Origin of the sequence: Sciscionella marina DSM 45152, assembly GCF_000379465.1 — a bacterium.
In the GTDB taxonomy this organism is placed as follows: Bacteria; Actinomycetota; Actinomycetes; order Mycobacteriales; family Pseudonocardiaceae; genus Sciscionella; species Sciscionella marina.
This window is the reverse complement of the sequence record NZ_KB905403.1, coordinates 308515-331927: the sequence shown is the minus strand read 5'-3', so window position 1 is coordinate 331927 and position 23413 is coordinate 308515. Positions and strand designations below refer to the sequence as shown.

The following is a 23413-nucleotide window of genomic DNA, read 5'->3' as shown; positions in this document are numbered from 1 at the left end:
TCCCCGATCGGTTATCCCACAAGGCTTTTCGTGTGCCCGGTTCACCATGGCGCGTTGTCTTCCTCGTCCTCGTCGTCCTCGACGACGCGCCGCCGTGCGGGGGCGGCAGCGGCCGGGGGCGGTGTCGCCTCCTCGGCCTCGACCTCGGTGTTCACCCCGAAATCGGCGTTGCCCTCGTTGAGTTCGGCGAGTTCCTCATCGTCCAGCGGGGGCTGGTAACTCACGAACCGCGCCATGGCCTCACCCTCGATACCGAACTCGGTCATCGCCTGGGTGGCCTGTTCCGCGGCCTGGCGCTGGGCCGTGTGCACCGTCCTCATCACGAGCGCGCTGAGCTGGGTCGGGGTGTGTTCGCTGACATCCTTGACGAACTCGATGCTGTGCAGCGCACCGCTCGCGCCGACCTCCACGCGCACCGAACCGTCCGGCGAGCTGGCCCGGCCACTGGCCGAGCCGAGGTTCTCGGTCAAGGTTTCCGAGCGCTTCTGCAGATCCTGCATGCGCGCGGTGAAATCCTTGCTCCAGTTGTCTTCCACGGATTGACTCCTCTGGGTCTCAGGCTTCGGTTCTCAGGCGGCTTCGGCCACGGCTTCTTCGATCCGGCGCGCGATACGGTTCGCATCGGCCGGAGTGATGCTCACCCATTCCCCGTCGTTGATCATCAGATAGCGACCGGATTTCGTGTCGAAGAACGAGAGCACCATGCCCTCTCTGCTCAGCGTGCCGCGCCGGGGCAGCCGGGTGGACACCCCGAACTGCCCGCCGCGGACCCGTTCCTCGGCGATGGCGCAGACCCGCACCGCGTCCATCGCGGAAAGACCGTAGCGCTGCAGTATCCGCGTCGCCTCGTCCTCCTGGCCCATGGCGAACGGATCCGGTGGTGCGTCCCCGGACTCGGCCTCGGCGATCTCCAGGAAAGCCCGCAACGGCACCGGGAAACTCTGTCCCGGACCGGCCGGGGTCTCCGGGAAAAGGGACAGCAGCACGGTGCCGAGCGGCAGATCGATCGAGCGGACGATCACCTCGCCCGCGTCGATCATCACCAGCAGGCAGCGGTCCCCGTCGTGCGCGGCGACCGCGCGCACCACGCTGCCGTCGAAGGCGAGCACATCCACCAGATGGCGCGCCGAGGAGACCTCGGAGAGCAGTCCGGCCAGCGTGCCGTCGATCCCGTCCGGATCGGCGAAACCTTTGCCCACAAGGGATTCCCTGGCCTGTTCGAACAGTTCGGCGCGCTCGGCCATGGTCTTGCCGTGGCGCGCCAGTTCGACCGGATAGGGCATTTCCGCGATTCCGAGCTCTTCGCACACGTAGTCGTATTCGAGGAAGGAGAGCACGTACTCCACACCGCGAGGCACCAGGAACTCCTTTACCGATCAGGCATTCGGCGCCGGTGGGCGCTTCTTCTTGGGGGTTCCGCCGATCACCGGAGGCGGCAACCGATCGGCTTCGGGTACCGCGAACACATCGTCCTCTTCCTGCAGGTACCCCTTGCGCTTGTGCTCGGCGTCCCGTTCGCCGCGCGCACCGCCGGTACCGGGCGCACCGGCCCCGGTGCCCTTGCCCGAACCGCCGCCCTGCGTGGAATTCGCCTGACCGCCGGGTTCCGCGACACCACCGCCGCGCGCCCCGGTCCGCTGCCCGGGTTCGAGTGCCTCCCGCGCGCCACCGTTCGCGGCGGAACCGCCCCGCGCCGCTCCCTCACGCGGAGCATTCGCCGTGCGTGCCCCTTCCTCGCCCGGTGGCACCGCGCCGGGACGGCCACCCGGCCGGGACGCACCACCGCGCGAACCCGGACCGGTTTCCGAGGTACCGGGCCCGGTTCCGGAACTGTCCGGCCGGGGTCCGTACCCGGTCCGGGGACCAGAGCCCGGACGCGGACCGTATCCGGGGCGTGGACCGGAGCCCGGTTCGCCGGGACGCGGACCGTACCCCGGCCGGGGACCGGAACCCGGGCGCGGTCCGTTGCCGGGCGTCCCGGGACGGGGACCGCCGCTGGGGCGGGTTCCTCCTGGTCCGGGCAGCATCGGCCCCGGACCGCCGAAGGACGGCCGCGATGCCGGATTGGGTTGCTGTGGGCCGGGTCCGGCCGGTGGCGCGCCGGGAGGCGGTGCCCCACCGGTCGCCGGCGTTCCCGAGGTGGTCGTGGTGCCCTGTGGACCGCTGCCCTGTTGCGGCTGCGGGTTCGGATCGGTGGCCTGGTTCGGATTCGGATTCGGTTCCGCGCCCGGTCCGGCCGGTGGCTGATGTGCCGCGGGCGCGGCCGGGCCGCCGTGCTGTTGCGGGGTGGGAGCGGCGGGCCCGGTGTTCGGCGGCGCGGACTGCGTGGCGAGCGGGGTGCCCGCCTGCCGCGCCTCCTTGTGCACCACCGGGCGCGGCGGGATGTACTGCGGCACCGTGGAATCGACGTGCTTGGAGCTTTCCTCCATGGTGCTCATGACGTCGACCGCCCGCTGGTGCGCGGCGTTCGCCTGCTGCACCTTCGCGTGCATATCGGTCAGCCCACCGGCGAGATCACCGATCCCGCCACCGCCGAAGGGCTGGGCGAGCTGCTCGTAGTTCACGTTGACCGGCTCGGGCATCTTCGCGCGCGCGGTGGCCACGATCTCGGCCTGTTTCCGAACCGGTTTGGCCATCGCGACCGAGGTGCGCGCGGCCTGGTTGCCCCAGTTGATCAGCTCGTCGATCGCGAACCGGGCCGATTCCGCCGAGGAACCCTTCCAGTTCTCGGTGTGCTTGCGCACGGTCGAGGAGAGCGAGTCCATGTGGTCGGTGATCTCGTTGCCGAGCTTCTCCCACTCCACCGCGCGGTCGTAGGCCTGCTGCGGATCGCTGTTCTGGTGCACGCCGTTGTACAGCTCGGTGTGCGACATCGCAGCCCAGTTGCCCTGCTGGTCGACCACCCGGTCGGGGCCGACCACGATCGAGTCGAGCAGGTGACCCCAGAAGCCCTGATTGCCCTCGGGATCGGTCATGCCTGTTCACCCACGTTCGGCACCTTGTTCAGCATCGCGCGGTTGTGATCCTCGGCTCCCGCGTAGCCGTCGAGCACCGCCTGCAGCGCGGCCACCGCGTCCCCGACCGCGTCCCGGTACTGGGCGAGCACCGCGACGAGCGCGGTCTCCGTGCCGTCGGCGCGGCCGGAGAACTTCCCGGACATCGCCTCGCCGACCCACTGCGCACCGAAGGGAAGTGGTGCGGCGAGCTGTTTCCCCCGCTCGATCCAGTCGTTGATCCGGTCCATCTGCGCGGAAAGCGTCCGGTGCAGCGCGCGGCCGTCCTCGAGATCGATGCGCAGGTGTCCCGATTCCGCCTCGGCACGCATCTGCTTGGTCCGTTGCTCGAGCGCCGACGCCGCCGAGGACAACCGGTCGACGGCATCCTCGGCCGCCACAGTCCTCGACGAGCCCGGTTCAGCCATCACAGTCCTCCCCTGCCAGTCGTCACCATCAGTGATCGTAAGCAGGGTCAGCACCGCCCAGCATCGGAGAAACTACCGAGATCGCCGGGGCACACACCCGGAGCGGTCCGCGTATGAACCGGGGAACTACGCAGATCCCAGAACTGTGACCACCTATTTCGACGGTCACCCCGTCAGCTCGAAGTGCCAGACCACGGTCACTGGGCTGCCGTACCGTGCCGCGCTCGCGGCCTCCCGGACGAGCCCGGCGAGGCTCCAGGGCCACAGTTCCCACGGGCCGAGCCCGGTCGCCGCCTCCGGGGCGGGCTCCGGATAGCCGCGCGGTTCCGCACAGTCGAGCACCCGGAACCCCGGTGCGAGCGCGGCGCGCAGATAGTCTCCGGTCAGATGGCGGTGCGCGGGCAATCGGCCGCGGGAACCCTGCTCATCGCGCACCTGGGGCACCAGAACGCGAAACACCGATTCCTGATGCAGATCGGAAATGATGAGCCGGCCACCTTTGCGGAGCACCCGCGCGAATTCCGCGAACACTGGTTCGAGCTCCGGAATGTGCACCAAGGCGAGCGCGCACACCACGGTGTCCACGGAATCGTCCCCGAGGGGAATCCCGGTCACCGAACCGAGGTGAAATTCCGCGCCCGGGACCCGGTTCCGCGCGTGCTCGAGCATTTCCGCCGAGCTGTCCACCCCGATGACCCGATGCCCGAGACCGGCGAGGTGTTCGGCGTAACGACCGGTGCCACAGGCCGCATCCAGCGCGGTTCCCGGTTCCCGCCCGGCGAGGAATCCGCGCACGATGGGTTCCTCGAAATCGAAGAGTGTATTCGGTTTCGCATCGTAGGTTCGCGACCAGACCCGGTAACCGGAGTTGGAATCGACCCGCTCTACCGGAACCGCGGAATCGGCCAGCCGCTCATCGGCGAGCAGTTTCCGGACCTCGGCGATCCTGGCTTCGGTGAATTCCTTGCCGTATTCCCCGCCGAAGGAACGCAACAGGGCGATTCCCTCGAGCCCCAGTAGATAAGCGAGTGGGTGCTCGTAGATCATGGGATCACGGTAGCCAGCGGCTTGTCCCCAGACCAGCGGATTTCCCCGCCCACTCCACCGATCGGTGGAGCCGGGAAACCAGGGAGTCGGTCGATGCGCGCGCCCGGGCCGGGCAGCAGAATCGATGGCATGACCGAGATTCACCGTGAACTGCGCCTGCCGAAGGCACTGGTGGGCGCCTATCTCGCGCTCAGCGTGCTCACCGTGATCGCGGCCGTCGTACTGCGGGACAGCCCGGCACTGGTCACCGATGCGGTGTGGATTCGCACGATCATCGTGGTGCTGACCGGGGCACTGATGCTGAGTTTCGCGGTCGGCGCGAGCCGTGGTTCGGCGAAGTCCTATCTGCGATGGCGCATCTCCTCGGCGGTCATGGTGGTCGCGATCGTGGTGCTCGTCGCGCTGCCGGGCTTTCTCCCGCTGTGGGTGCGGATCGAACAGGGGATCTGCGGGCTGTTGCTGCTCGGCGTGGTCGTCCTGGTCAACGGCCAGCGCGTGCGCGGGCTCTTCGCCCACGCCTGAACTACATTGGCCGGGGTAGCCGGGTTCGGGGAGGAGTGCCGCGATGCGATCTTGGGAGGAGCACCGGCATCCCGTGATCACGGTGCTGCCGTGGGTGCTGCTCGCCGGGCTCACCGGGTTCACCGTGGCCGAGAAGCACGGCGTCCCGGGCTCGCTCGCCGTGGACCTCGGGCTGTGCGGGCTGGCCGCGCTGTGGATGCTCGTCCTGTTCACCCTGCGCCCCGCATGGCGGCTGCGCCCGGTCCTGATGACGGTGTTCGTGTTCGGCCTGCTCGTGATCATGGTGGCGCTCGTGGTCCGGGATCCGTGGTTCGGTGCGTTCGTGCCCGCCGCGTACATCTACTCGTTCCGCCTGATTCCGTGGCCGTGGCAGCTTCCGATGATCGCCGCGGTCGCGCTGATCGCCGGGACCGCGCAGGCCACCGAGATCGACAAGAGCACCACGCTGGGCATGCTGAGCTTTTTCGCCGTGCTCCTGGTGAACGTGGTGCCGATGTGCGTGTTCGCCTGGCTGGTCTGGCTCGGTGCGCGGCGCAGCGCGGAACGGGAGAAGGCACTCGAGGACGTGCACGAGGCCAACATCCAGCTCGAGGCCACCCTCGCGGAGAACCAACGGCTGCACGAGCAACTGCTCGACAAGGCCCGCGAAGCGGGAGTGCACGACGAACGCCGGCGCATGGCACGGGAAATCCACGACACGCTCGCCCAAGGGCTCACCGGGATCATCGCCCAGCTGCAGGCCGCCGAACAGGTGCCGGAGAACCAGCGGGAGTGGCGCCGCCACCTCGCATCGGCGACCGGCCTGGCACGGGAAAGCCTCGCCGAGGCACGGCGTTCGGTGCACGCGCTGCGCCCGGAACCACTGCGCACCGCGCGGCTGGACGACGCGCTCGCCGAGGTCACCGAACGCTGGTCGGTCCGCAATGGGATACCGGCCGAACTCACCACGACGGGCACCGCGCGAACGCTCGATACCGATACCGAGACCGCGCTGCTGCGGGTGACCCAGGAAGCGCTGGCGAACGTGGCCAAGCACGCGCGGGCGAACCGGGTCGGGGTCACCCTGTCGTATTTCGCCGAGGAGGTCGCCGTGGACGTGCTCGACGACGGCTGCGGTTTCGAACCGGGCACCCGGACCGGGGGTACCGGCTTCGGCCTTTCCGGGATGCGCCAGCGGATCGAGGGAGTCCGCGGCACACTGCAGGTGGAATCGATGCCGGGCAGCGGGACCGGGATCTCCGCCCGGGTCCCGGCAAGCGCAGAGGAGCGGTCGTGAAGACAGCCATCACCCTGCTGATCGCCGACGATCATCCGGTCGTGCGGGATGGATTGAGCAGCATGTTCGACCGCGATCCCGGGTTCACCGTGCTCGGCATGGCCGCCGACGGCGCCGAAGCGGTGCGGCTGGCCAGCACGCTGCACCCCGATGTGGTGCTGATGGACCTGCGCATGCCGGGAACCGATGGGATCACCGCGATCGCCGAACTCACGCGCGCCCGCGTCCCGGTCCGGGTGCTGGTGCTCACCACCTACGACACCGACAACGATGTGCTTCCCGCGATCGAGGCGGGCGCGACCGGTTATCTGCTCAAGGACGCGCCGCGCGAGGAGCTGCTGCGCGCGGTCCGGGCCGCGGCCGCGGGGGAATCGGTGCTGTCCCCCTCGGTGGCCGCCCGGCTGATGAACCGGGTGCGGACCCCGGAGAGCGGACCACTTTCCGCGCGCGAACGCGAGGTCCTCGGCCTGATCGCGCGGGGCAACACCAACCGCGAGGCGGCGGCGCGGCTGTTCATCACCGAGGCCACCATCAAGACCCATCTGCTCAATATCTACGCCAAGCTCGGGGTCGGTGATCGCGCCGCCGCGGTCGCCGTGGCCTACGAGCGCGGGCTGCTCGGCTGATCGTGCCCGGACACCTCACCACGGAGGGATGGTTGACCGGTTCCGCTCATGGTCGCCGCGGCGGACCGGCCGTAGAGTTCCCGCCATCGCCAGGTCCGGCCCACACTCGACAGGAGTGTTCCATGCCAAGGAATCGGTTCATGCGAAGGACCGCAGGAACCCGCCTCGCCCTGTGCGCACTGTTCATGACCGGCGTGCTCACCCCCGGCCCCCTGCCAGCGCACGCCTTCGAGCATGTGTCAGGTTCACCCTGACAACGTCAGGGATTCCCTGACACGCTTTGGAGGTGCCTGATGACGCATATCGCCGACTGTTCGTTCTGCCGGAAACCCGACAGCGAGGTGGACCGTCTGGTCGCCGGGCCGGGGGTGTTCATCTGTTCGGGCTGCGTCACCGCGGCAGCGCAGGTCATCGCGGGCGCGCCGAGCGAATCCGAGCCGGTCGCCCCGTGGGATGCCGAGCTGCCACTGGAGACGGTGCTCGGCAATCTCGGCGCGGTGGCCGCCGCGGGCGCGCAGGCCGAGCGCAATCTGCGAGTCTGGGTCGGCAAGGCGCGCGAACTCGGCGGGACCTGGTCGCAGATCGGCGGGGCGCTGGAAATGACCCGCCAATCCGCATGGGAACGATTCTCCGGCGAGAACTGAGATGTGATCAAGAATTGCACCGACTCGTCAATTGTTAATGCGATTCAACCGACGAAAGTGAGTTGATGGTCACCCTTCGTATCAATATTCTCGGTCTTCACACGGACTGATTTATCGAACATTCTGGAGTGACAATCATGCGTTTTCGCAGAACCGCGTTCACTGCCGCGACGATCGCGGCGGTCACGATTCCGGTGTCCGTCGGCGCGCCGATGGCTTCCGCGGCCACGCCATCGGTCGAGCAGGTGACCGTAACCTACAACGTTTCCGCCGCACCGAGTTACGCCTCGGTGATCCGCGAAGGTGTCTCGCACTGGGGCGCGCTGCACAATGTGCGTTTCTCCGAATCCTCGGGCGGCGCGATGCTGAACTACCACGAAGGGAATTTCCAGCAGGGTTCGTTCTACACCGGAAACGGGCACGGCAACGGTGATATCTACATCGACAACCAGCAGGCCCAGCAGTACGACCAGACGCGCATCACCGCGCACGAGACCGGGCACGATCTCGGCCTTCCGGACGACTATCAGGGTCCGTGTTCGGAACTGATGTCCGGCGGCGGCCCCGGTCCGAGCTGCACCAACAGTTATCCGAACCAGCAGGAGCTCGCCAAGGCGGACGCCAACTTCGCGAACGGGATCACGGACGGCGCCCGGGATCGCAAGATCGTCATCGTCGGCTTCTGAGCCCGAAACCGCTGAACCACGCGGCACCGCTCCCCGGAATACCGGTCAGTCCCGGAGTATCCCGGGGAGCACCTCGTCGATCAGCCGGAGCACTTCGGCGCTCGCCGCCGGAGCACCGAACAACACGATCTTCAGCCGCTCCCGCTCGGGATCATGCACCGTCTGCACCTGCAGCGGATCGCCCTGCCCGCGCCCGGTGTTCACCGCGGTGAGCACGAGGGTGCCGATGCGGTCCGCGGCACCGGTGTCCACACCCTCGATCTGCACGATGCTGGACACCTCGATCGAGGAATCCGGTCGCGCACCGGTCCGGCCGGTCAGTGCCTCGAGGTCGGCGCGCGCGATCCGGTACTGCTTGCCGATGCGCACCGCCGCGAGTTTGCCCGAGCGGATGTAGGCGCGCACGGTGCGCACATGCAGGCCGAGGCGTTCCGCGACCTGCTCGACCGAATACATTTCCTCCGTCATCGCCGTCCAATATAGGCATCCCCGTACCTGTTCCCCCGAGCAGAACGCGCGGTCACCCCGGCGGCGCGATGCGGGCACGGCCGAGGCGATCCTGCGAAGGAGGCGCCGCCACGCCCGGGCAGTCGGGCATTCCCACCGCGGTCCCGGCCCTCGATCACCTGGTGCCGCTGCTGCGCGACCCGGGGCTGGCCACCCGGATGCTGGACGACCGGGCGTTCCGCGGGAGCGCGCCGGAACCGGGAGTGTTGCGCTTCCCCGAGGCCGCCGAGCGGCGCAGCACGCGGAACGAGGAGTGCTGGATTCCTGGTCCGCTGGCCAGATCATCGCCGTTTCCCCGGAAATGCGCCGGATGGCGACCTCGGCGCTGTACCTGCTGACCCGCGATCACGAGGCCCGCCACCGGATCCGTGCCGAGCGCGACGGGCGCGTGGCGCGCGATACCGATCTGCCGTATCCGGAACACACCGGAAAGGCGGCCGGGACAACGCTGCGGCTGTGGTCGCCCGGCTGGTTCGTGTCCCGGAATCGTGCCTGACCCGGGCGCCGCGCCAGGACGGACTGCGGCTGCGCCCGGCACCCGTTCCGGCGCCGCACCACTGGGGTCAGTCGAGCTTGGGCGGCCACTGCCGGTTGCGCTCCTCGATCGCTTCCCAGCTGGCCGGGACGACCCGGTCGCGCGCCTCGGGGACCCCGTCCTGCGCGACGGACACCAGCGGGCGCATCGCTTCCTCGTAGCGGCCGAACGCCTTCTCCAGATCGCCCTCACAGCTCGCCCATTCGGCGGCCAGGATGTCCGCGCCGATCATGGCCAGCGGGGTTCCCTGGCCGGAGAAGAACGATGGCGCGAAGGCCGAGTCGCCGAGCAGCACCACGCGCCCTCGGGACCAGCCGTCCATGTGGATCTGGCTGGCCGAATCGAAGTAGAAGTCCCCGGAGTTCTTCAGCGCCTCGAGCATTTCGGGAATTTTCCACCCGCGCACCTCGGAGTAGGCGTCCAGCACGATCTGGCGCTGCTGCTCCACATCGTGGTAGTCGTGCGGGATTTCCGGGGACAGGAAAGTGAAACCGCCGCCCGTCCACCTCGCGTAGTCACTGATGAGGGCAGAGCGGCCGGGCTCGCTGTACACATAGGTCTCGCCATCGGCACCGAGTTCGTCCGGGAAGGAGAGGATTCCGTAGTACACGCCGAGATGACGCCGGTACCGCCGCTCCGGCCCGAACAACAGCCGCCGCGTGGTGGAGTGGATTCCGTCCGCCCCGATCAGCAGTTCGTAGCTGCCCGTGCGGCCGCTGGCGAACCGGACCTGCACCGCCGCACCGGTGTCGGTCAGCTCCTGGATGGAGTCCTCGAACACGAAGGTGACCTTGGGGTCGACGGATCCGTACAGGATGTCGATGAGGTCCTCGCGGAACAGCTCCAGATCATCCGAGCTCAGTTGCGGGAGCTCGGTGGGCAGTGTGCCGACCCGGACCCCTTCCGCATCCACGAGATGGGTGAACGCCGTCCGCTGAGCCGCACCGGTCTCGTGCGCGACCAGGGCGTCCCGGATGCCCATCCTGGCCGCCACATCCAGGGCATCGCCCCGCACATCGATCGGCGCCCCGTGCCTGCGCAAGCTCGGTGCCCGCTCCACGACGGTGACCTCGGCGCCGAGCGCGGCGAACCGCTGCGCCGCGCTCAGGCCCGCGATGCTGGCCCCACTGATCAAGATGGCCATGGCGATCACTCCTCTCGATAAATTGCATGCAATCAACTTCAGTGTGCATGAAATCTTGCCCGTGTTCGACTATCGATGATGTGATCTCGGTCCGGCACCCGGACGAGCGGCGATTTGGGAGGCGGCATTGGCGGAAAGCGGCCACACCCCGCAGGTCGTCGAAGAGCTGACAATCTCGCTCGGCGATCGGATCGCCAACGGGGAGATCCCGCTCGGCGGCTGGATCCGCCAGGCCAAGGTGGCCGCGGAGCACAACGTGAGCCGGACCCCGGTGAGCCTCGCGCTGAACCGGCTCGAGGCGATCGGCGTGCTGGAACGGGTGCCCAACCGCGGATTCCGGGTCCGTGTCCCCTCGTACCGGGAGATCATGGAAGTGGTCGAGGTACGCGAGCTGCTGGAAGGGCGCGCCGTCGCACTCGCCGCGGAACGGATCACCGAGGCGCAGCTGCGGCGACTGCGGGACTCGGTCGCCGAGCTCCGCGAGCTCGTGCGGATGATCCGGGACGGCGGGGACCCCGAGGCCGCGGCCGCGCAATGGCAGCGCTCCTACGGGAGCTTCCACCGGACGATCTTCGAGGCGGCGGGCAACAGCCAGCTACAAGGGATCTCCGATGCCCTCTACCGCAAGGTACCGCGCGGCATCACCTGGCGGGCACTGCAGAACGATCCGCGAATGCTCACCCGGATCGCCGACGAGTGCGAACACATCGCCGCGGCCATCGACAACCGCGACGCGATATCCGCACAGGAACTGACCGTGGCACACATCGAGGCGGTCCGCGACTTCACCCTTGCCCACCTGCCGTCCCCGGACTGAGCTGTGCTGGTTTCGAACTGAGTTGGCTCGCGGCGCGGACCAGCGCGGCGAGCTCCGGGGCGCGGCTGCTCGGCTGCCAGGCGAGCACCGTGGTGACTTCCGGGGCGTCTACGACGGGCACCGCGACGTGTTCGGGCCACTGCCAGCCCCGGCTGGAGGCGGGAATCACCAGCAGCGTCCTGCCGAGCGCCACGAGCTGGGCGAGCTGTGACTGGGTGCGCACCTCCGGGCCCGGCCCGTCCGGATAGGAACCGTCCAGCCGGGGCCAGCGCGCGATCGGCAGCCCCGGAACCTCGCTGACCTCGACGAGGGTGAGCTCTCGATGTCACCTCCGAGGACAGCGCCGAAGCGGCCGCGGCAAACATCGAGCAGACGACCGGGCGGCTCGATGTGCTGGTCAACAACGCGGGCATCGGAGGCCGGGCGGACAACGGCGCGCAGGACCCGACCACGCTGGACCTCGACGTCCTGCGCACCGTCCTGGACACGAACGTGTTCGGGGTCGTCCGGGTGACGAACGCGATGCTCCCGCTGCTGCACAGGGCCGAATCCCCGCGCATCGTCAACATGTCCAGCAACATGGGCGCACTGGGCCTGCATACCGGCCCGCAGCTGGCCGCGTACGCGCCATCGAAGACGATGCTCAACAGCATCACGGCGCAGTACGCCCGCCGCCTCGCCGAGACGAACATCCTGGTGAATACCGGCTGCCCAGGCTATGTGGCCACCGAGTTCACCGGATTCGCCGCATCCCGCACCCCCGAACAGGGAACCGCGATCGCGATCCGGCTCGCCACCCTGTCGGACGGCGGACCGCGCGGCGGATTCTTCGATGAAGAGGGCTCGATCCCCTGGTGACCCCCCGGACAGTGGTTGACTGATCGAACGTATGTTCTAAGCTGCCCGCGTGCAGATGTCGTTGTTCTCCGCGGAGGCCAACCCACCGCGGCCCGCCGATCTGGCCGGGGTGCTGTGTGGGGCGGGCACCGCGGAGCTGTTCGGCAAGGGCACGGCGGGCCGGTTGTCGGTCCCGGTGGATCAGCGCTGGCGGCTCTCCGCACTGCGCGCCGAGTTCGCGGCCCGCGGAGTGACGAGCGCGAACGATGGAGACAAACGTTTGCGCACCCCGTTTCGCACCGATCTGGCCACCCTCGCGGCCAGCTGGTGCGAGGGCGCGCAGAAGTCCGTCCCCGAACAGTTCCGGCTGGACGGGGCCGCGCTGCGGCTGTGGGCGCTGGCCGCGGGCGCGGAGACCGAGCGCGGCTACCGGCTCACCCTGGACCCCGAGGCCCCGCAGACCCATGACCCGCTCGCGGCCGCGCTGCGTGAGCTCGGCGTCGGCAGCCGCCCGGTGCACCAGCAGGACGGCGATCCGGCGCTGCTGGTGCAGGGCAGGCGGCGACTCGAACGGTTCCGCGAGCTGATCGGCGCGCTCAGCCCGAATCGCTGACCCGGCCCGCGCGCACGCACCATCGCCTTGTCACCCCGATGTCCTCGAGGAACGCCTCGTCGTGACCGGCCACGAGCAGGGCGCCGCGAAACCCGGCCAGCGCCTCGGTCAGCTGCTCCACACTGGCCAGATCCAGGTTGTTGGTCGGCTCGTCGAGCAGCAGTAACCGGGGCGCGGGCGCGGTGAGCAGCAGACAGGCCATGGCCAGCCGGAACCGTTGCCCACCGGAGAGCGCGGCCGCGGGCAGTTCCACCGTGTCCCCGCGCAGGTGGAACCGGGCCAGACCAGCGCGCGCCTGCCGCGGACTCAGCTCCGGGGCCGCGCGCCGCAGGGTGTCCAGCACGCTCTGCCCACTCGACACCTGCGCCTCGGGCAGCTCCAGCCGCTGCGCCAGGTACCCGGCAGGCACCGGAACACCGGCGGCGAGGATCGCGCGCAGCAGGCTGGTCTTCCCGGAACCGTTCGGACCGAGCACCGCGATCCGTTCCGGTCCGCGCACCAGCAGCCCGCCGTGCCGGAACACGATCTGCCCACTGGGCACCCGTGTCTCCGGCAGGTCCACGCGGATGCGCTCCTGCGCGCGTACCCCGGACTCCGCGCGGTCGAGCTCGGATTCGGCATCGGCGAGCTTGCCCTCCTGCATGATCCGGTGCTTGCCCGCGGACACCTGCGCTTCCTGGGCGCGCAGTTTCATGATCACCTTCGGCCTGCGCTTGTTCGCGAAATCGGTATGGGCATACCGAACACGCCGCGCCAGCTTGGTGCGGGCCTCGATGAGCTGGCGTTTCTCCCGGTGCACCGCTGCTTTGGCATCGCGCACCCTGCGCTGCGCGGCCTCCTGCTCGGCCTCGACGGCCGCTTGGTAGTCGGTGAACGTCCCGGCGAAGGTGCGCAGCCGCCCCGCGCGCAGTTCGGCGATCCGGTCCACCCGTTCGAGCAGTTCCCGGTCGTGACTGACCACCAGCAGCACCCCGGGCCACTCGGCGACCGCGGCATAGAGCCGCTCCCGCGCCTCCCGGTCCAGGTTGTTGGTCGGCTCGTCGAGCAGCGTGATCGCGGGACGGCGCAGCAGCAGGCCCGCGATCCCGGCGAGCACCGTTTCCCCACCGGAGAGGGTGGCCACGGTCCGGTCCAGCTCGGCGGGCACCCCGAACTCGTGCAGCATCGCCGCGGCGCGCTCCTCGACCTCCCAGTCCTCACCGAGCTCCGCGAGCGCCCCAGCGTCACCGCGCTCGACCGCCTGCAGCGCCGCGCGTTTCCCGGCGATGCCGAGCAGTTCGGCGAGCGTGGCCGCGGGGTGCGGTTCCTGGGGCAGCCGGCCGACCTCGCCATCGGAGTGCACCGAGCCCGAGGTCGGCGTCAGCTGCCCGGCGATCAACCGCAGCAGGGTGGACTTCCCGGAACCGTTCTCCCCGAGCAGGCCGGTACGCCCGGCGCCGAAGGCGGCGTCGAGCTCGTGCAACACCCGGGTCCCGTCCGGCCAGGCGAACCCCAGCCGGGAACACACGACAGCATTCGTAGACATGACAAACCTCCGCGAAGACGTCCGTTTCGGCGCGTTGTTCAGCGGAGGTTGTCCATGCCGTGCAGATTACGTCCGCTGCGGCGCGGACGCATCCGGTTTTGCCATATCTAACTAGACCGGTCGTCATATTTCGCGTACGGTCGGGCCATGAGCGGCAGTAGAGAGCGGATGCTGGAGAGCGCGGCCGAGCTGTTCGGCAGCCGGGGTTATCACGCCACCGGGCTGAACCAGCTGACCAGTGCCGGTGGTGCACCGAAGGGTTCGCTGTACTTCCACTTCCCCGGCGGCAAGGAACAGCTCGCGGTCGAAGCCGTGCAACTGTCCGGGGAACGACTGCGCGAGGGACTGCAAGGAATCCTCGCGGCACACCGGAGTCCCGGCGAGGCGGTCGCGGCCGTGGCCGGAGCCCTCGGCGAGAACCTGCGCGGATCCGGATTCGAGCACGGCTGCCCGCTGGCCACCATCGCACTCGACGCGGGCGGCAACAAGCAGATCCGGCAGGCCTGCGCCCAGAGCTACGCGGGCTGGCTGGAATCGATCGAAGGACAGCTGACCGCGAGCGGCCTGCCTGCCCAACGGGCCGCCGAGCTCGCCACCGTGGTGCTCACCTCGATCGAGGGCGCACTGCTGCTCGCCAAGACCAACCACGATCTGACACCGCTGCACACCGTCGGCGCGCACCTGCGCGCCGTCCTGGACGAGGAGACGAGGGCATGCGAGTCCACCACCTGAACTGCGGCACGATGCGCCCGCTCGGCGGCAAGCTGATCGACGGAGAACCCGGCCTGCTGCGGCGGGCCGAGATGGTCTGCCACTGCCTGCTCATCGAGGCCGGATCCGAGCTGGTGCTCGTGGAGACCGGAATGGGCACCGGCGCGGTCGAGCGCCCGGCCGCATGGCTGGGCCGATCCTTCGTCCACACCGTGGGTGTGCGCACCACCATGACCGAGACGGCAGTGCACCAGGTGCGCGCGCTCGGCCATGAACCCGAGGACGTGCGCCACATCGTGCTGACCCACCTCGACCTGGACCATGCGGGCGGGCTCGCCGACTTCCCGCACGCCACGGTGCACGCGAACGCCCAAGAGCTGCGCGAGATAAGCGGACCGCGCTATCGGCACGTCCAGTTCGCACACGGCCCGAAGTGGCAGCCACATGAACCGACCGGAGAGCCCTGGTACGGATTCGCGGCGACACGCCCCCTTTCCGAGATACCGGCCGAGGTGGTGCTCGTGCCGCTCGCCGGACACACCCGAGGACACACCGGGGTAGCCGTGCGCACCGCGAACGGCTGGCTGCTGCACGCCGGGGACGCCTATTTCCACCCCGGCGAGCTGGCCGGACGGCCGCACTGCCCACCCGCGCTCGGCTTGTTCGAGTCACGGGTGCAGACCGACCGCAGCACCCGGTTGGCCAACCAGGCCCGGCTGCGCGAGCTGGCCACGCACCGCGAGATCACCGTGGTCAACGCGCACAGCCCCGCCGAACTGGCCAGGGTTCGCCAACCGGCGCTCGAGGCGATCCCCTGAGTCAGCTGGTGTGCGGTTTGGTCAGCGTGCAGCCCTGCTTCGACAGGTTCAGCTTGGAGCCCTCGAAGCATCCGGGCAGCGCATCGGTCTGCTGGCCGTAGTTCTGCCCCTTGTGCACCGTGACGTTGCCCTGGGCGTCCACCTCGCACGGGTTGTTCAGGGTGCAGCGCTGCCCGTCGTCATTGCCGGTGTTGTTGATCCCGACCATGCTCGTGCCGTCCGCGGCGATGATCGGCGAGCCCGAGGTGCCGTGCTTGGTGGTGCACTCCTTGGTGTAGCGAATGGAGTTCTTCCAGGTCCAGTCCGCTTCCTTGAGCTGGGGCACGAACCCATCCACCGAGCAGTCCCACTTCTCGGTGAAGTATCCGGAGGCCACGGTGATCGGGTCACCCTGCTCGGCCTGACTCGCGGACAGGTTCAGCGGCTCGATCCCGGTCTGGGACTTGATCTGATCGTAGGTCTTGTCCAGCGCGTACAGCGAGACATCGGTATCGGTCATGGTGGCGTACACCAGGGTGGTGGCCTTCAGCGTCGCTTTCTGCGCACCCGAGGCGTCGAGCAGCCCGAAACTCCGGGCATCGGGCTTGTTGACGAGCGCGACCCCCGGTTTGAGCGCATCGATGTCGTAGCAGTGCCCGTTGGAGATGGCCAGCGCCTTGTCCCCGCCCTTGGCCCCGGGCATGCGCACCAGCCCGCCCGAGCAGTTGGACAGTTTCAGCGTGGCGTGGAAGTCGGGCGCGGCGCTCGGGTCGGTCGCGGCACCCGCGGGAACGGCGAGGGCGAGCGTGCAGCCGGTACCGGCCAGCACCGCGGTCGCCGTGGCGAGCAGGCGTTTCAGCATGAAAAAGCCTCCTGATCTACGCATGGGGTGCACTTATCATGCTCTGTCCGGCACCGTGCGTCGTTCGTTCACTCTTCACGGTTAATTCGAGCCTGGTTTGCTGTGATCTTGCTCACGGCTCCGCAGGGCTGTGCTTGACGAACGCCGTTAACGCGAGTGAGCGCTGCCACGAAACGTGGGTAGCATCCATGAACGGGACGTTTACTGTGTCGCGGTGGCATCAGCTGACTGGGGCGACGCGGCACCGAGGGGCAACCCGAATCGGTGACACACCGGGTCGTCCGAACGAGGTCGGCTCCGCGTGTTCGACTGGACCGGGTGCACACTGGCGTGCCGGAGGACCATACGGAAAGCAGGGGAGCTGTGGCAGGGACCAAGAGCGAGGCCGGTACCCGGCGACTCGTGATCGTCGAGTCACCGACGAAGGCGCGCAAGATCGCCCCGTATCTCGGCAACGGGTACATCGTGGACTCGTCCGCGGGTCACATCCGGGATCTGCCACGCGGTGCCGCAGACGTGCCCGCCAAGTACAAGGGCGAGTCCTGGGCGCGGCTCGGGGTCGACGTGGACAACGACTTCGCACCGCTCTACATCGTCACCCCGGACAAGAAGTCCAAGGTCACCGAGCTCAAGGGACTGCTCAAAGAGGCCGACGAGCTCTACCTCGCCACCGACCCCGACCGCGAGGGCGAGGCGATCGCCTGGCACCTGCTGGAGACGCTCAAGCCCAAGATCCCGGTCCGCCGCATGGTGTTCCACGAGGTCACCGAGGGCGCCATCCGCGCGGCCGCGGAGAACACCCGCGAACTGGACAACGACCTGGTCGACGCGCAGGAGACCCGCCGCATCCTGGACCGGCTCTACGGCTACGAGGTCTCCCCCGTGCTGTGGAAGAAGGTCATGCCGAAGCTTTCGGCGGGCCGGGTGCAGTCCGTGGCCACCCGCATCGTGGTGCAGCGCGAACGCGAGCGGATCGCGTTCGTCTCGGCCAACTACTGGGACATCGCCGCGCAGCTCGACGCGGGCGCCGAGGCCGAGCCGCGCAACTTCGGGGCCCGGCTGGTCTCCATCGACGGGCAGAAGCTCGCCACCGGGCGGGACTTCGACGAGCGCGGCCAGCTCAAGGGCGAGGCCAGGGTCCTCGACGAGGCGGGCGCGCGGGCGCTCGCCGAAGCGCTCACCGGGGCCGCGCTGCAGGTCTCCAGCGTCGAGTCGAAGCCGTACACCCGCAAGCCGTACGCGCCGTTCATGACCTCCACCCTGCAGCAGGAGGCCGGTCGCAAGCTGCGGTTCTCCAGTGATCGCACCATGTCGATCGCGCAGCGGCTGTACGAGAACGGCTACATCACCTATATGCGTACCGACTCCACGAACCTCTCGGAGACGGCGCTGACCGCGGCCCGCTCCCAGGCGCTGGAGCTCTACGGCAAGGACTACGTGCCGAACTCCCCGCGCCAGTATGCCAAGAAGGTGAAGAACGCGCAGGAGGCGCACGAGGCGATCCGCCCCGCGGGCGAGGCGTTCCGCACTCCCGGTCAGGTCGCCAAGGAGCTCTCCCCGGACGAGTTCCGCCTCTACGAGCTGATCTGGCAGCGCACCATCGCCTCGCAGATGTCCGACGCGCGCGGGAATACCACCTCGGTGCGCATCACCGGAACCGCGAGCACCGGCGAGGAGTGCACCTTCGCCGCTTCCGGGCGAACCATCACCTTCCCCGGCTTCCTCAAGGCCTACGTGGAATCGGTGGACACCGAGACGGGCGGCGAGGCCGACGACAAGCAGTCCCGGCTGCCCCAGCTCACCGAGGGCGCCGCGATCACCGCGACCGAGCTCACCCCGGACGGGCACAGCACCAACCCACCGGCCCGCTACAGCGAGCCGAGCCTGGTCGGCAAGCTCCAGGAGCTCGGGATCGGGCGGCCCTCGACCTACGCGAGCATCATCAAGACCATCCAGGACCGCGGTTACGTGTGGAAGAAGGGTTCCGCGCTCGTGCCGAGCTGGGTCGCCTTCTCCGTGGTCGCGCTGCTCGAACGGCACTTCGAGCGGCTGGTGGACTACGACTTCACCGCGGCCATGGAAGACGAGCTGGACACCATCGCGACCGGCTCACAACGCGGCGTGAACTGGCTGAACTCCTTCTACTTCGGCGGTGAGAACGGCCCCGCCGGTTCGATCAGCCGCTCCGGAGGACTGAAGAAGCTGGTGGGTACCGGGGTCGAGGACATCGACGCCCGGGAGATCAACTCCATCCCGATGCTCACCGACGAGGCCGGGCGCACCATCTACGTCCGGGTCGGCCGGTACGGCGCCTACCTGGAGCGGGACGGGGAGGACGGCAACGCGCAGCGGGCGAACCTCACCGATGACCTCGCCCCCGACGAGCTGACCACCGAGATCGCCGAGAAGCTTTTCGCCACCCCGATGGAGGGGCGCTCGCTGGGCACCGATCCGGTCACCGGGCACGAGGTCGTGGCCAAGGAGGGCCGGTTCGGTCCGTACGTGACCGAGATCCTGCCCGAACCGGCTGAGCCCGCCGAGTCCTCTTCCGGGGCGCCCAAGAAGGGCACCAAGAAGGCCGCGAAGCCGAAACCGCGCACCGGATCGCTGTTCAAGTCGATGAGCGTGTCCACGGTGACCCTGGACGAGGCACTGAAACTGCTCTCCCTGCCCCGTGTCGTCGGTACCGATCCGGACACCGGCGAGGAGGTCACCGCGCAGAACGGCCGCTACGGCCCGTACCTGAAGCGGGGCACCGACTCGCGCTCGCTCACCGATGAGGAGCAGATCTTCACCGTCACCCTCGAGGAGGCGAAGAAGATCTACGCCGAGCCCAAGCGCCGCGGTCGCCAGGCGGCGGCGAAACCACCGCTCAAGGAGCTCGGCGAGGACCCGGCGACCGGTAAGCCCATGGTGGTCAAGGACGGCAGGTTCGGCCCCTACGTCACCGACGGCGAGTACAACGCCTCGCTGCGCCGTTCGGACACGGTGGAGGACTTCACCGCGGAACGCGCCGCCGAACTGCTCGCGGAGAAGCGCGCCAAGGGCCCCGCGCCCAAGAAGCGCTCCACCGCGAAGAAGTCGACAACCACCAAGTCGGGCACGAGCAAATCGAGCACGGGCAAGTCCACGGCGGCCAAGTCCACCGCGAAGACGTCGAAATCCAAGGCGACCTCCTCGAAGTCCAGCTCCTGAGCCGGACTGGCGTTAGGCTTGGATTCGTGACGGACCCGCACGTGGCCGAGGACTACGACTCCCCGTTCGGACCGGACGGTACTGCTTCGCCACCGCCCGGTCTGCGTTTCGTCGACCCGTTGGCCGGGCTGGTCACCAGCAACGAGTACCAGGACACGCGCGAGGATCCCTACGGCCGGTACACCGACACCGAGGTACCCGACCCGAAGTCCCTGCAGGCGACCGTGGAGGCCAAGCTCGCCGAGCAGAAGCGCAGGGCGCGTGAAGAGGCCGAGCAGGCGGGGCCGGTGTTCGCCCCTGCCGAGCAGGCCGAAGAGACGGAAAAGCCGCGCCCGCGCAGGCCCGCCCGGCCCCAGACCAGGGCCGCGCAGCCGCAGCAACAACGGCGCCCGCAGCAGCGCGGTCCGCAACAGCAGCGGAACCAGCAACAGAAGAAGAAGTCCGGCGCGGCGGGCTGCATCATCCCGCTGATCATCTTCGTGATCATCATCCTGTTCAACTTCTACGACAAGATCAAAGCGCTCTTCGAGTGAGCCTGACCGCGGTGGAAGCGACATCCACGAGCAGGCGGGTGCGCAGCGTACTCGCCATCAAACCGTTCCGCAGGCTGCTCGCCTCCTCCTATCTGTGCAGCGTCGGGGACTGGCTGGGGTTCCTCGCCCTCTCCGGGCTGGCCAGCCAGCTGCTGCACGGCTACTTCGCGCAGAACTTCGCGTTCGCCGGGGTGGTACTCACCAACCTGGCGCCCGGGCTGATCTTCGCCCCGATCGGCGGGGTACTCGCGGACCGATTCGACCGGCGCACCGTCATGGTGGTCACCGATCTGGTGCGGTGTGCCCTGTTCGTCTCGATTCCGCTTGTCGGCACGGTGTGGTGGTTGTTCGGGGCGAACTTCCTGGTCGGCTGCATGGCCATGCTCTGGGTACCCGCCAAGGACTCCAGCGTGCCGAACCTGATGCGCCGGCGCGCCCAGATCGAAACGGCGAACCAGGTCGGGCTCGTGGTCACCTACGGCTGCGCGGTGCTCACCGGTGCCCTGCTCTACGCCGTGCTCTCCGGGATCTACACCTCCCTGCGAGTCGGCCAGTCGCCGATGGAGATCAGCGGACTGATCGTGATGATCAGCGGCTGCTGCTACGCGGTGAGCGCGATCATCATCCGCACCCGCATCCCGGAGATCTCCGGGCGCACCGGAAAGCGCGAACGCGTCGGCGACGGCGAGGGTTTCCTCCGGATGCTGCGCGAGGGGCTGCGCATCGCCGGGGCCACCCCGCTGATCCGCGGTCTGCTGCTGGGCATGATCGGTGCCTTCGCCGCGGCGGGCGCGGTGATCGGGACCGCGCGGCAGTACGCGCAGAGCCTGCTCTCCGGGGAGTCGGTGCTCGGGGTGCTGTTCGTGACCCTGTTCTGCGGGCTGGCCACCGGGATGGTGCTCGCCCCGCGGATCGCGCACCGGATGACGCACAACCGGCTGTTCGGGGTGGCGATCGTGGTCGCCGGGCTCGCCCTTGCCGCGTCCGCGATCTCCCCGCACCTGGTGATGTCGCTGATCACGGTGTACATCGTGGGCGCGGCGGCCGGAATCGCCTTCCTCACCGGGATCACGATCATCGGCGCGCAGGTCGAGGACGAGGTGCGCGGCCGGGTCAACTCGGTCTACCAGTCGCTGATGAAGGTCATGCTCTTCGGCTCAACGGTGGCATCCCCGATCCTGGTCGGGCTCACCCAGCAGCACCGGATCGAGTTGTTCGGCCGGGAGATGATCATGGACGGCACCCGTCCGGTGCTCGGTGGCGCCGGGCTGCTCGCCGCGCTGTCCGGGGTGATCGCCTATCGGCAGATGGGCGACCGGTCCACCGAATCCATCCTGGCGAACCTGGTGCGCATGGTGCGCGGGCGCGGGGCACGCACCAGCGGGCTGCTGCTGACCGTCGAGGGCGGCGGGGACGCGCTGGTGACCGAGCAGGCCACGCGCATCGCCGAGTGGTTGCGCGCGCGAGGCATGACCACCGTGTTCGTCGGGGACCACGAGCAGCGTGCCGGCACCATCGCCGAGACCGCCCAGCTGCACTCACCCAAGGCACGGGCGCTGCTGGCCGCGGCGGTCCGCGCGGAGGCGGGCGACCGGGAGATCCGGCCCGCGCTGCAGCAGGGCGCGGCCGTGGTCACCGTGCGGTTCGCCGAGACCGGAGAACGCGAACTGGACGCGCTCACCGACTGGGCGACCGAACGGCTGCGCCCGGACATCACCGTGCTGCTGGACAACGCCACGGAGACCGATCCGGAGAGCCCATGGCGGGTCTCCACGACCGTCGCCGAACTGGCCGCCGCCGACCCGGACCGGTACGTGGTGGTGGACGCCGATCAGGAGCCGGATGCGCTCATCGCGGAGATCACCGGCAGGCTCGCGGCGCTCCTTGGTACAACTGAAGAAGACGGACGTGGGAGGAGCGAGGGCAGTGACGAACCGGACCGGCGTCTGGGTTGATCTCGTCGGGCAGACCGAGGCCGTCGCGGAACTGTCCGCGGCCGCGAGCGCGGCGGCGGGCGGCACCGGTGGTATGACCCATGCCTGGCTGTTCACCGGCCCACCGGGATCGGGGCGCTCGGTGGTCGCCCGGTCCTTCGCCGCCGCACTGCAGTGCACCGAGGGCGAGGGCTGCGGGGAATGCTCCGGCTGCCATACCGCGATCGCCGGAACCCACGCCGATGTGCACATCGTGGAACCGGAGGGACTGTCCATCCCGGTCGCCCAGATGCGCTCGCTGGTGCAGCTCGCCGCCCGGCGGCCCTCGGCGGGGCACTGGCAGGTGGTGATCATCTCCGATGCCGACCGGCTCACCGAGGGCGCGGCGAACGCCCTGCTCAAGGCCGTCGAGGAACCGCCGGACCGCACCGTGTTCCTGCTGTGCGCCCCCTCCGACCATCCCGACGACGTCTCGGTGACCATCCGTTCCCGGTGCCGGGTGATCAACCTGCGCACCCCGCCCGCCGAGGCCATCGCCGAGGTGCTCACCAACCGGGACGGCATCGACCCGGAGACCGCGAGCTGGGCCGGTTCGGTGTGCGGCGGGCACATCGGGCGGGCACGGCGGCTCGCGAAGGATCCCGAAGTCCGCGAACGGCGGGAATCCGTGCTGCGCATCCCCGGCTCACTGCGCAGGCCGGCCGATGTGTTCGCCTGCGTCGACCAGCTCGTCGGCGCCGCCGAGTCCGAGGCCAGCAGCATGAGCGCGGCCCGCGACGACGCCGAAAAGGCCGCACTGCGCACCGCCATGGGCGCGGGTGGTTCCGGAAAGGGCACCGCGGCCGCCGAACGATCCGCCAAAAGCGCCGAACGCGACCTGGAGAAACGGCAGAAATCCCGCGCCACCCGGGCCCAGCGGGACAGCCTCGACCTCGCGCTCGTCGACCTCGCCGGGTTCTACCGGGATGTGCTCGCCACCAAGGCCACCGGCGCGCACGTCACGCTCAACCATCCCGACCGTGCCCGGGACTCCGCGACCCTGGCCGGGCAGCTGAGCGCGGCGAGCGCACTGCGCAGGATCGAGGCCATCCTCGACTGCCGGGAAGCCATCGAACTCAATGTCAAACCGCGGATCGCCGTCGAGGCGATGCTCACCACCCTGCAGAGAGGATGATCCGCAC

The 23413-nt window shown here is 69.0% G+C and carries 24 protein-coding genes and 1 pseudogene; 15 read left to right on the top strand and 10 right to left on the bottom strand.

From position 1 onward, the window contains the following. Positions 1 to 41: 41 nt before the first annotated feature. The 5 genes from A37U_RS0126280 to A37U_RS0126260 form a co-directional block, all read right to left on the bottom strand. Entirely contained in the window at positions 42 to 536 is a 495-nt protein-coding gene (locus A37U_RS0126280) for a YbaB/EbfC family nucleoid-associated protein (RefSeq protein ID WP_020499653.1), read from the bottom strand. Between the two features lie 33 nt (positions 537 to 569). After that, a complete protein-coding gene (locus tag A37U_RS0126275; RefSeq protein ID WP_157183028.1) occupies positions 570 to 1358 on the bottom strand; it encodes an ESX secretion-associated protein EspG in 789 nt (262 codons plus the stop codon). A gap of 18 nt (positions 1359 to 1376) precedes the next feature. Then, positions 1377 to 2975: a PPE domain-containing protein gene (locus tag A37U_RS0126270; protein WP_020499651.1), complete on the bottom strand. Its 1599-nt coding sequence runs from the start codon at positions 2973 to 2975 to the stop codon at positions 1377 to 1379. Continuing rightward, entirely contained in the window at positions 2972 to 3421 is a 450-nt protein-coding gene (locus A37U_RS48570) for a hypothetical protein (RefSeq protein ID WP_157183027.1), read from the bottom strand. The genes A37U_RS0126270 and A37U_RS48570 overlap by 4 nt, the downstream gene beginning before the upstream one ends. A 165-nt stretch (positions 3422 to 3586) precedes the next feature. Next, positions 3587 to 4468: a class I SAM-dependent methyltransferase gene (locus A37U_RS0126260; RefSeq protein WP_020499649.1), complete on the bottom strand. Its 882-nt coding sequence runs from the start codon at positions 4466 to 4468 to the stop codon at positions 3587 to 3589. Between the two features lie 129 nt (positions 4469 to 4597). Here A37U_RS0126260 and A37U_RS0126255 point away from each other — a divergent pair, with 129 nt between their 5' ends. The 5 genes from A37U_RS0126255 to A37U_RS0126235 all read left to right on the top strand — a co-directional run bounded on the left by A37U_RS0126255 (position 4598) and on the right by A37U_RS0126235 (position 8222). Further along, positions 4598 to 4990 carry a hypothetical protein gene (locus A37U_RS0126255; protein WP_020499648.1) on the top strand — a complete coding sequence of 131 codons (393 nt, stop codon included), beginning with the start codon at positions 4598 to 4600 and terminating at the stop codon, positions 4988 to 4990. 43 nt (positions 4991 to 5033) lie between these two features. Further along, positions 5034 to 6266: a sensor histidine kinase gene (locus A37U_RS0126250; RefSeq protein WP_020499647.1), complete on the top strand. Its 1233-nt coding sequence runs from the start codon at positions 5034 to 5036 to the stop codon at positions 6264 to 6266. Further along, positions 6263 to 6892 carry a response regulator gene (locus tag A37U_RS0126245; protein WP_020499646.1) on the top strand — a complete coding sequence of 210 codons (630 nt, stop codon included), beginning with the start codon at positions 6263 to 6265 and terminating at the stop codon, positions 6890 to 6892. Before A37U_RS0126250 ends, A37U_RS0126245 begins: the two co-directional genes overlap by 4 nt. 293 nt (positions 6893 to 7185) lie before the next feature. Next, the gene (locus tag A37U_RS0126240) at positions 7186 to 7536 is read left to right on the top strand and encodes a ClpX C4-type zinc finger protein (RefSeq protein ID WP_020499645.1); all 351 of its coding nucleotides are present in this window, start codon (positions 7186 to 7188) and stop codon (positions 7534 to 7536) included. A 137-nt stretch (positions 7537 to 7673) separates the two neighbouring features. Beyond that, complete coding sequence (locus A37U_RS0126235) at positions 7674 to 8222, top strand: snapalysin family zinc-dependent metalloprotease (RefSeq protein WP_020499644.1); 549 nt, start codon at positions 7674 to 7676, stop codon at positions 8220 to 8222. Positions 8223 to 8267: 45 nt separating this feature from the next. Here the strand turns inward: A37U_RS0126235 and A37U_RS0126230 are convergent, their stop codons facing one another. Then, positions 8268 to 8690: a helix-turn-helix domain-containing protein gene (locus tag A37U_RS0126230; RefSeq protein WP_026197621.1), complete on the bottom strand. Its 423-nt coding sequence runs from the start codon at positions 8688 to 8690 to the stop codon at positions 8268 to 8270. Positions 8691 to 8982: 292 nt separating this feature from the next. Between A37U_RS0126230 and A37U_RS0126225 the strand changes: the two genes are divergently transcribed. Continuing rightward, positions 8983 to 9225, top strand: a complete 243-nt coding sequence (locus tag A37U_RS0126225) for a hypothetical protein (RefSeq protein WP_020499642.1) — start codon at positions 8983 to 8985, stop codon at positions 9223 to 9225. A 67-nt stretch (positions 9226 to 9292) separates the two neighbouring features. On the opposite strand, the gene A37U_RS0126220 is transcribed toward A37U_RS0126225, so the two are convergent. Then, positions 9293 to 10408 (bottom strand): FAD-dependent monooxygenase, encoded by a 1116-nt coding sequence (locus A37U_RS0126220; RefSeq protein WP_026197620.1) that lies wholly within the window; start codon positions 10406 to 10408, stop codon positions 9293 to 9295. Between the two features lie 127 nt (positions 10409 to 10535). On the opposite strand from A37U_RS0126220, the gene A37U_RS48565 reads away from it, so the two are divergent. After that, positions 10536 to 11225 (top strand): GntR family transcriptional regulator, encoded by a 690-nt coding sequence (locus A37U_RS48565; protein ID WP_020499640.1) that lies wholly within the window; start codon positions 10536 to 10538, stop codon positions 11223 to 11225. Here the strand turns inward: A37U_RS48565 and A37U_RS0126210 are convergent. Continuing rightward, entirely contained in the window at positions 11194 to 11448 is a 255-nt protein-coding gene (locus A37U_RS0126210) for a type 2 periplasmic-binding domain-containing protein (RefSeq protein WP_020499639.1), read from the bottom strand. The genes A37U_RS48565 and A37U_RS0126210 overlap by 32 nt on opposite strands. A gap of 92 nt (positions 11449 to 11540) precedes the next feature. Between A37U_RS0126210 and A37U_RS45340 the strand changes: the two are divergent. Continuing rightward, positions 11541 to 12083 (top strand): annotated as a pseudogene (locus A37U_RS45340) (SDR family NAD(P)-dependent oxidoreductase); the annotation flags it as partial. 55 nt (positions 12084 to 12138) lie between these two features. After that, positions 12139 to 12675 (top strand): hypothetical protein, encoded by a 537-nt coding sequence (locus A37U_RS0126200; protein WP_020499637.1) that lies wholly within the window; start codon positions 12139 to 12141, stop codon positions 12673 to 12675. On the opposite strand, the gene A37U_RS0126195 is transcribed toward A37U_RS0126200, so the two are convergent. Continuing rightward, positions 12659 to 14200: an ABC-F family ATP-binding cassette domain-containing protein gene (locus tag A37U_RS0126195; protein WP_026197619.1), complete on the bottom strand. Its 1542-nt coding sequence runs from the start codon at positions 14198 to 14200 to the stop codon at positions 12659 to 12661. The two genes, A37U_RS0126200 and A37U_RS0126195, sit on opposite strands and share 17 nt — an antisense overlap. 147 nt (positions 14201 to 14347) lie before the next feature. On the opposite strand from A37U_RS0126195, the gene A37U_RS0126190 reads away from it, so the two are divergent. Together A37U_RS0126190 and A37U_RS0126185 are read left to right on the top strand one after the other, a co-directional pair. After that, entirely contained in the window at positions 14348 to 14932 is a 585-nt protein-coding gene (locus A37U_RS0126190; RefSeq protein ID WP_026197618.1) for a TetR/AcrR family transcriptional regulator, read from the top strand. Continuing rightward, positions 14914 to 15729, top strand: coding sequence for an MBL fold metallo-hydrolase (locus A37U_RS0126185; protein ID WP_020499634.1), 816 nt, complete (start codon positions 14914 to 14916; stop codon positions 15727 to 15729). Before A37U_RS0126190 ends, A37U_RS0126185 begins: the two co-directional genes overlap by 19 nt. 1 nt (position 15730) lies before the next feature. Here A37U_RS0126185 and A37U_RS0126180 read toward each other — a convergent pair whose 3' ends face one another. Beyond that, positions 15731 to 16570, bottom strand: coding sequence for a S1 family peptidase (locus tag A37U_RS0126180; RefSeq protein WP_020499633.1), 840 nt, complete (start codon positions 16568 to 16570; stop codon positions 15731 to 15733). Positions 16571 to 16933: 363 nt separating this feature from the next. On the opposite strand from A37U_RS0126180, the gene topA reads away from it, so the two are divergent. Genes topA through A37U_RS0126160 form a run of 4 tightly spaced genes read left to right on the top strand, consistent with a single transcriptional unit; the run spans position 16934 to position 23406 of the window. Continuing rightward, on the top strand, positions 16934 to 19765 hold the full coding sequence (topA, locus tag A37U_RS0126175) for a type I DNA topoisomerase (protein WP_020499632.1): 2832 nt from the start codon (positions 16934 to 16936) through the stop codon (positions 19763 to 19765). A 26-nt stretch (positions 19766 to 19791) separates the two neighbouring features. Then, complete coding sequence (locus A37U_RS0126170; RefSeq protein ID WP_020499631.1) at positions 19792 to 20298, top strand: hypothetical protein; 507 nt, start codon at positions 19792 to 19794, stop codon at positions 20296 to 20298. Between the two features lie 11 nt (positions 20299 to 20309). Continuing rightward, positions 20310 to 22253, top strand: a complete 1944-nt coding sequence (locus A37U_RS0126165) for an MFS transporter (RefSeq protein ID WP_157183026.1) — start codon at positions 20310 to 20312, stop codon at positions 22251 to 22253. Beyond that, positions 22225 to 23406, top strand: a complete 1182-nt coding sequence (locus A37U_RS0126160; protein WP_020499629.1) for a DNA polymerase III subunit delta' — start codon at positions 22225 to 22227, stop codon at positions 23404 to 23406. Before A37U_RS0126165 ends, A37U_RS0126160 begins: the two co-directional genes overlap by 29 nt. Positions 23407 to 23413: the final 7 nt, after the last annotated feature.

What these genes read in the sequence shown, in the direction of transcription:
- A37U_RS0126235 (WP_020499644.1), top strand. Translation starts at nt 7,674, where the DNA reads ATGCGTTTTCGCAGAACCGCGTTCACTGCCGCGACGATCGCGGCGGTC.
- A37U_RS0126200 (WP_020499637.1), top strand. Translation starts at nt 12,139, where the DNA reads ATGTCGTTGTTCTCCGCGGAGGCCAACCCACCGCGGCCCGCCGATCTG.
- A37U_RS0126260 (WP_020499649.1), bottom strand. Translation starts at nt 4,468, where the DNA reads ATGATCTACGAGCACCCACTCGCTTATCTACTGGGGCTCGAGGGAATC.
- A37U_RS0126255 (WP_020499648.1), top strand. Translation starts at nt 4,598, where the DNA reads ATGACCGAGATTCACCGTGAACTGCGCCTGCCGAAGGCACTGGTGGGC.
- A37U_RS0126190 (WP_026197618.1), top strand. Translation starts at nt 14,348, where the DNA reads ATGAGCGGCAGTAGAGAGCGGATGCTGGAGAGCGCGGCCGAGCTGTTC.
- A37U_RS48570 (WP_157183027.1), bottom strand. Translation starts at nt 3,421, where the DNA reads ATGGCTGAACCGGGCTCGTCGAGGACTGTGGCGGCCGAGGATGCCGTC.
- A37U_RS0126240 (WP_020499645.1), top strand. Translation starts at nt 7,186, where the DNA reads ATGACGCATATCGCCGACTGTTCGTTCTGCCGGAAACCCGACAGCGAG.
- A37U_RS0126230 (WP_026197621.1), bottom strand. Translation starts at nt 8,690, where the DNA reads ATGACGGAGGAAATGTATTCGGTCGAGCAGGTCGCGGAACGCCTCGGC.
- A37U_RS0126220 (WP_026197620.1), bottom strand. Translation starts at nt 10,408, where the DNA reads ATGGCCATCTTGATCAGTGGGGCCAGCATCGCGGGCCTGAGCGCGGCG.
- A37U_RS0126250 (WP_020499647.1), top strand. Translation starts at nt 5,034, where the DNA reads ATGCGATCTTGGGAGGAGCACCGGCATCCCGTGATCACGGTGCTGCCG.
- A37U_RS0126270 (WP_020499651.1), bottom strand. Translation starts at nt 2,975, where the DNA reads ATGACCGATCCCGAGGGCAATCAGGGCTTCTGGGGTCACCTGCTCGAC.
- A37U_RS0126180 (WP_020499633.1), bottom strand. Translation starts at nt 16,570, where the DNA reads ATGCTGAAACGCCTGCTCGCCACGGCGACCGCGGTGCTGGCCGGTACC.
- A37U_RS0126195 (WP_026197619.1), bottom strand. Translation starts at nt 14,200, where the DNA reads ATGTCTACGAATGCTGTCGTGTGTTCCCGGCTGGGGTTCGCCTGGCCG.
- A37U_RS0126185 (WP_020499634.1), top strand. Translation starts at nt 14,914, where the DNA reads ATGCGAGTCCACCACCTGAACTGCGGCACGATGCGCCCGCTCGGCGGC.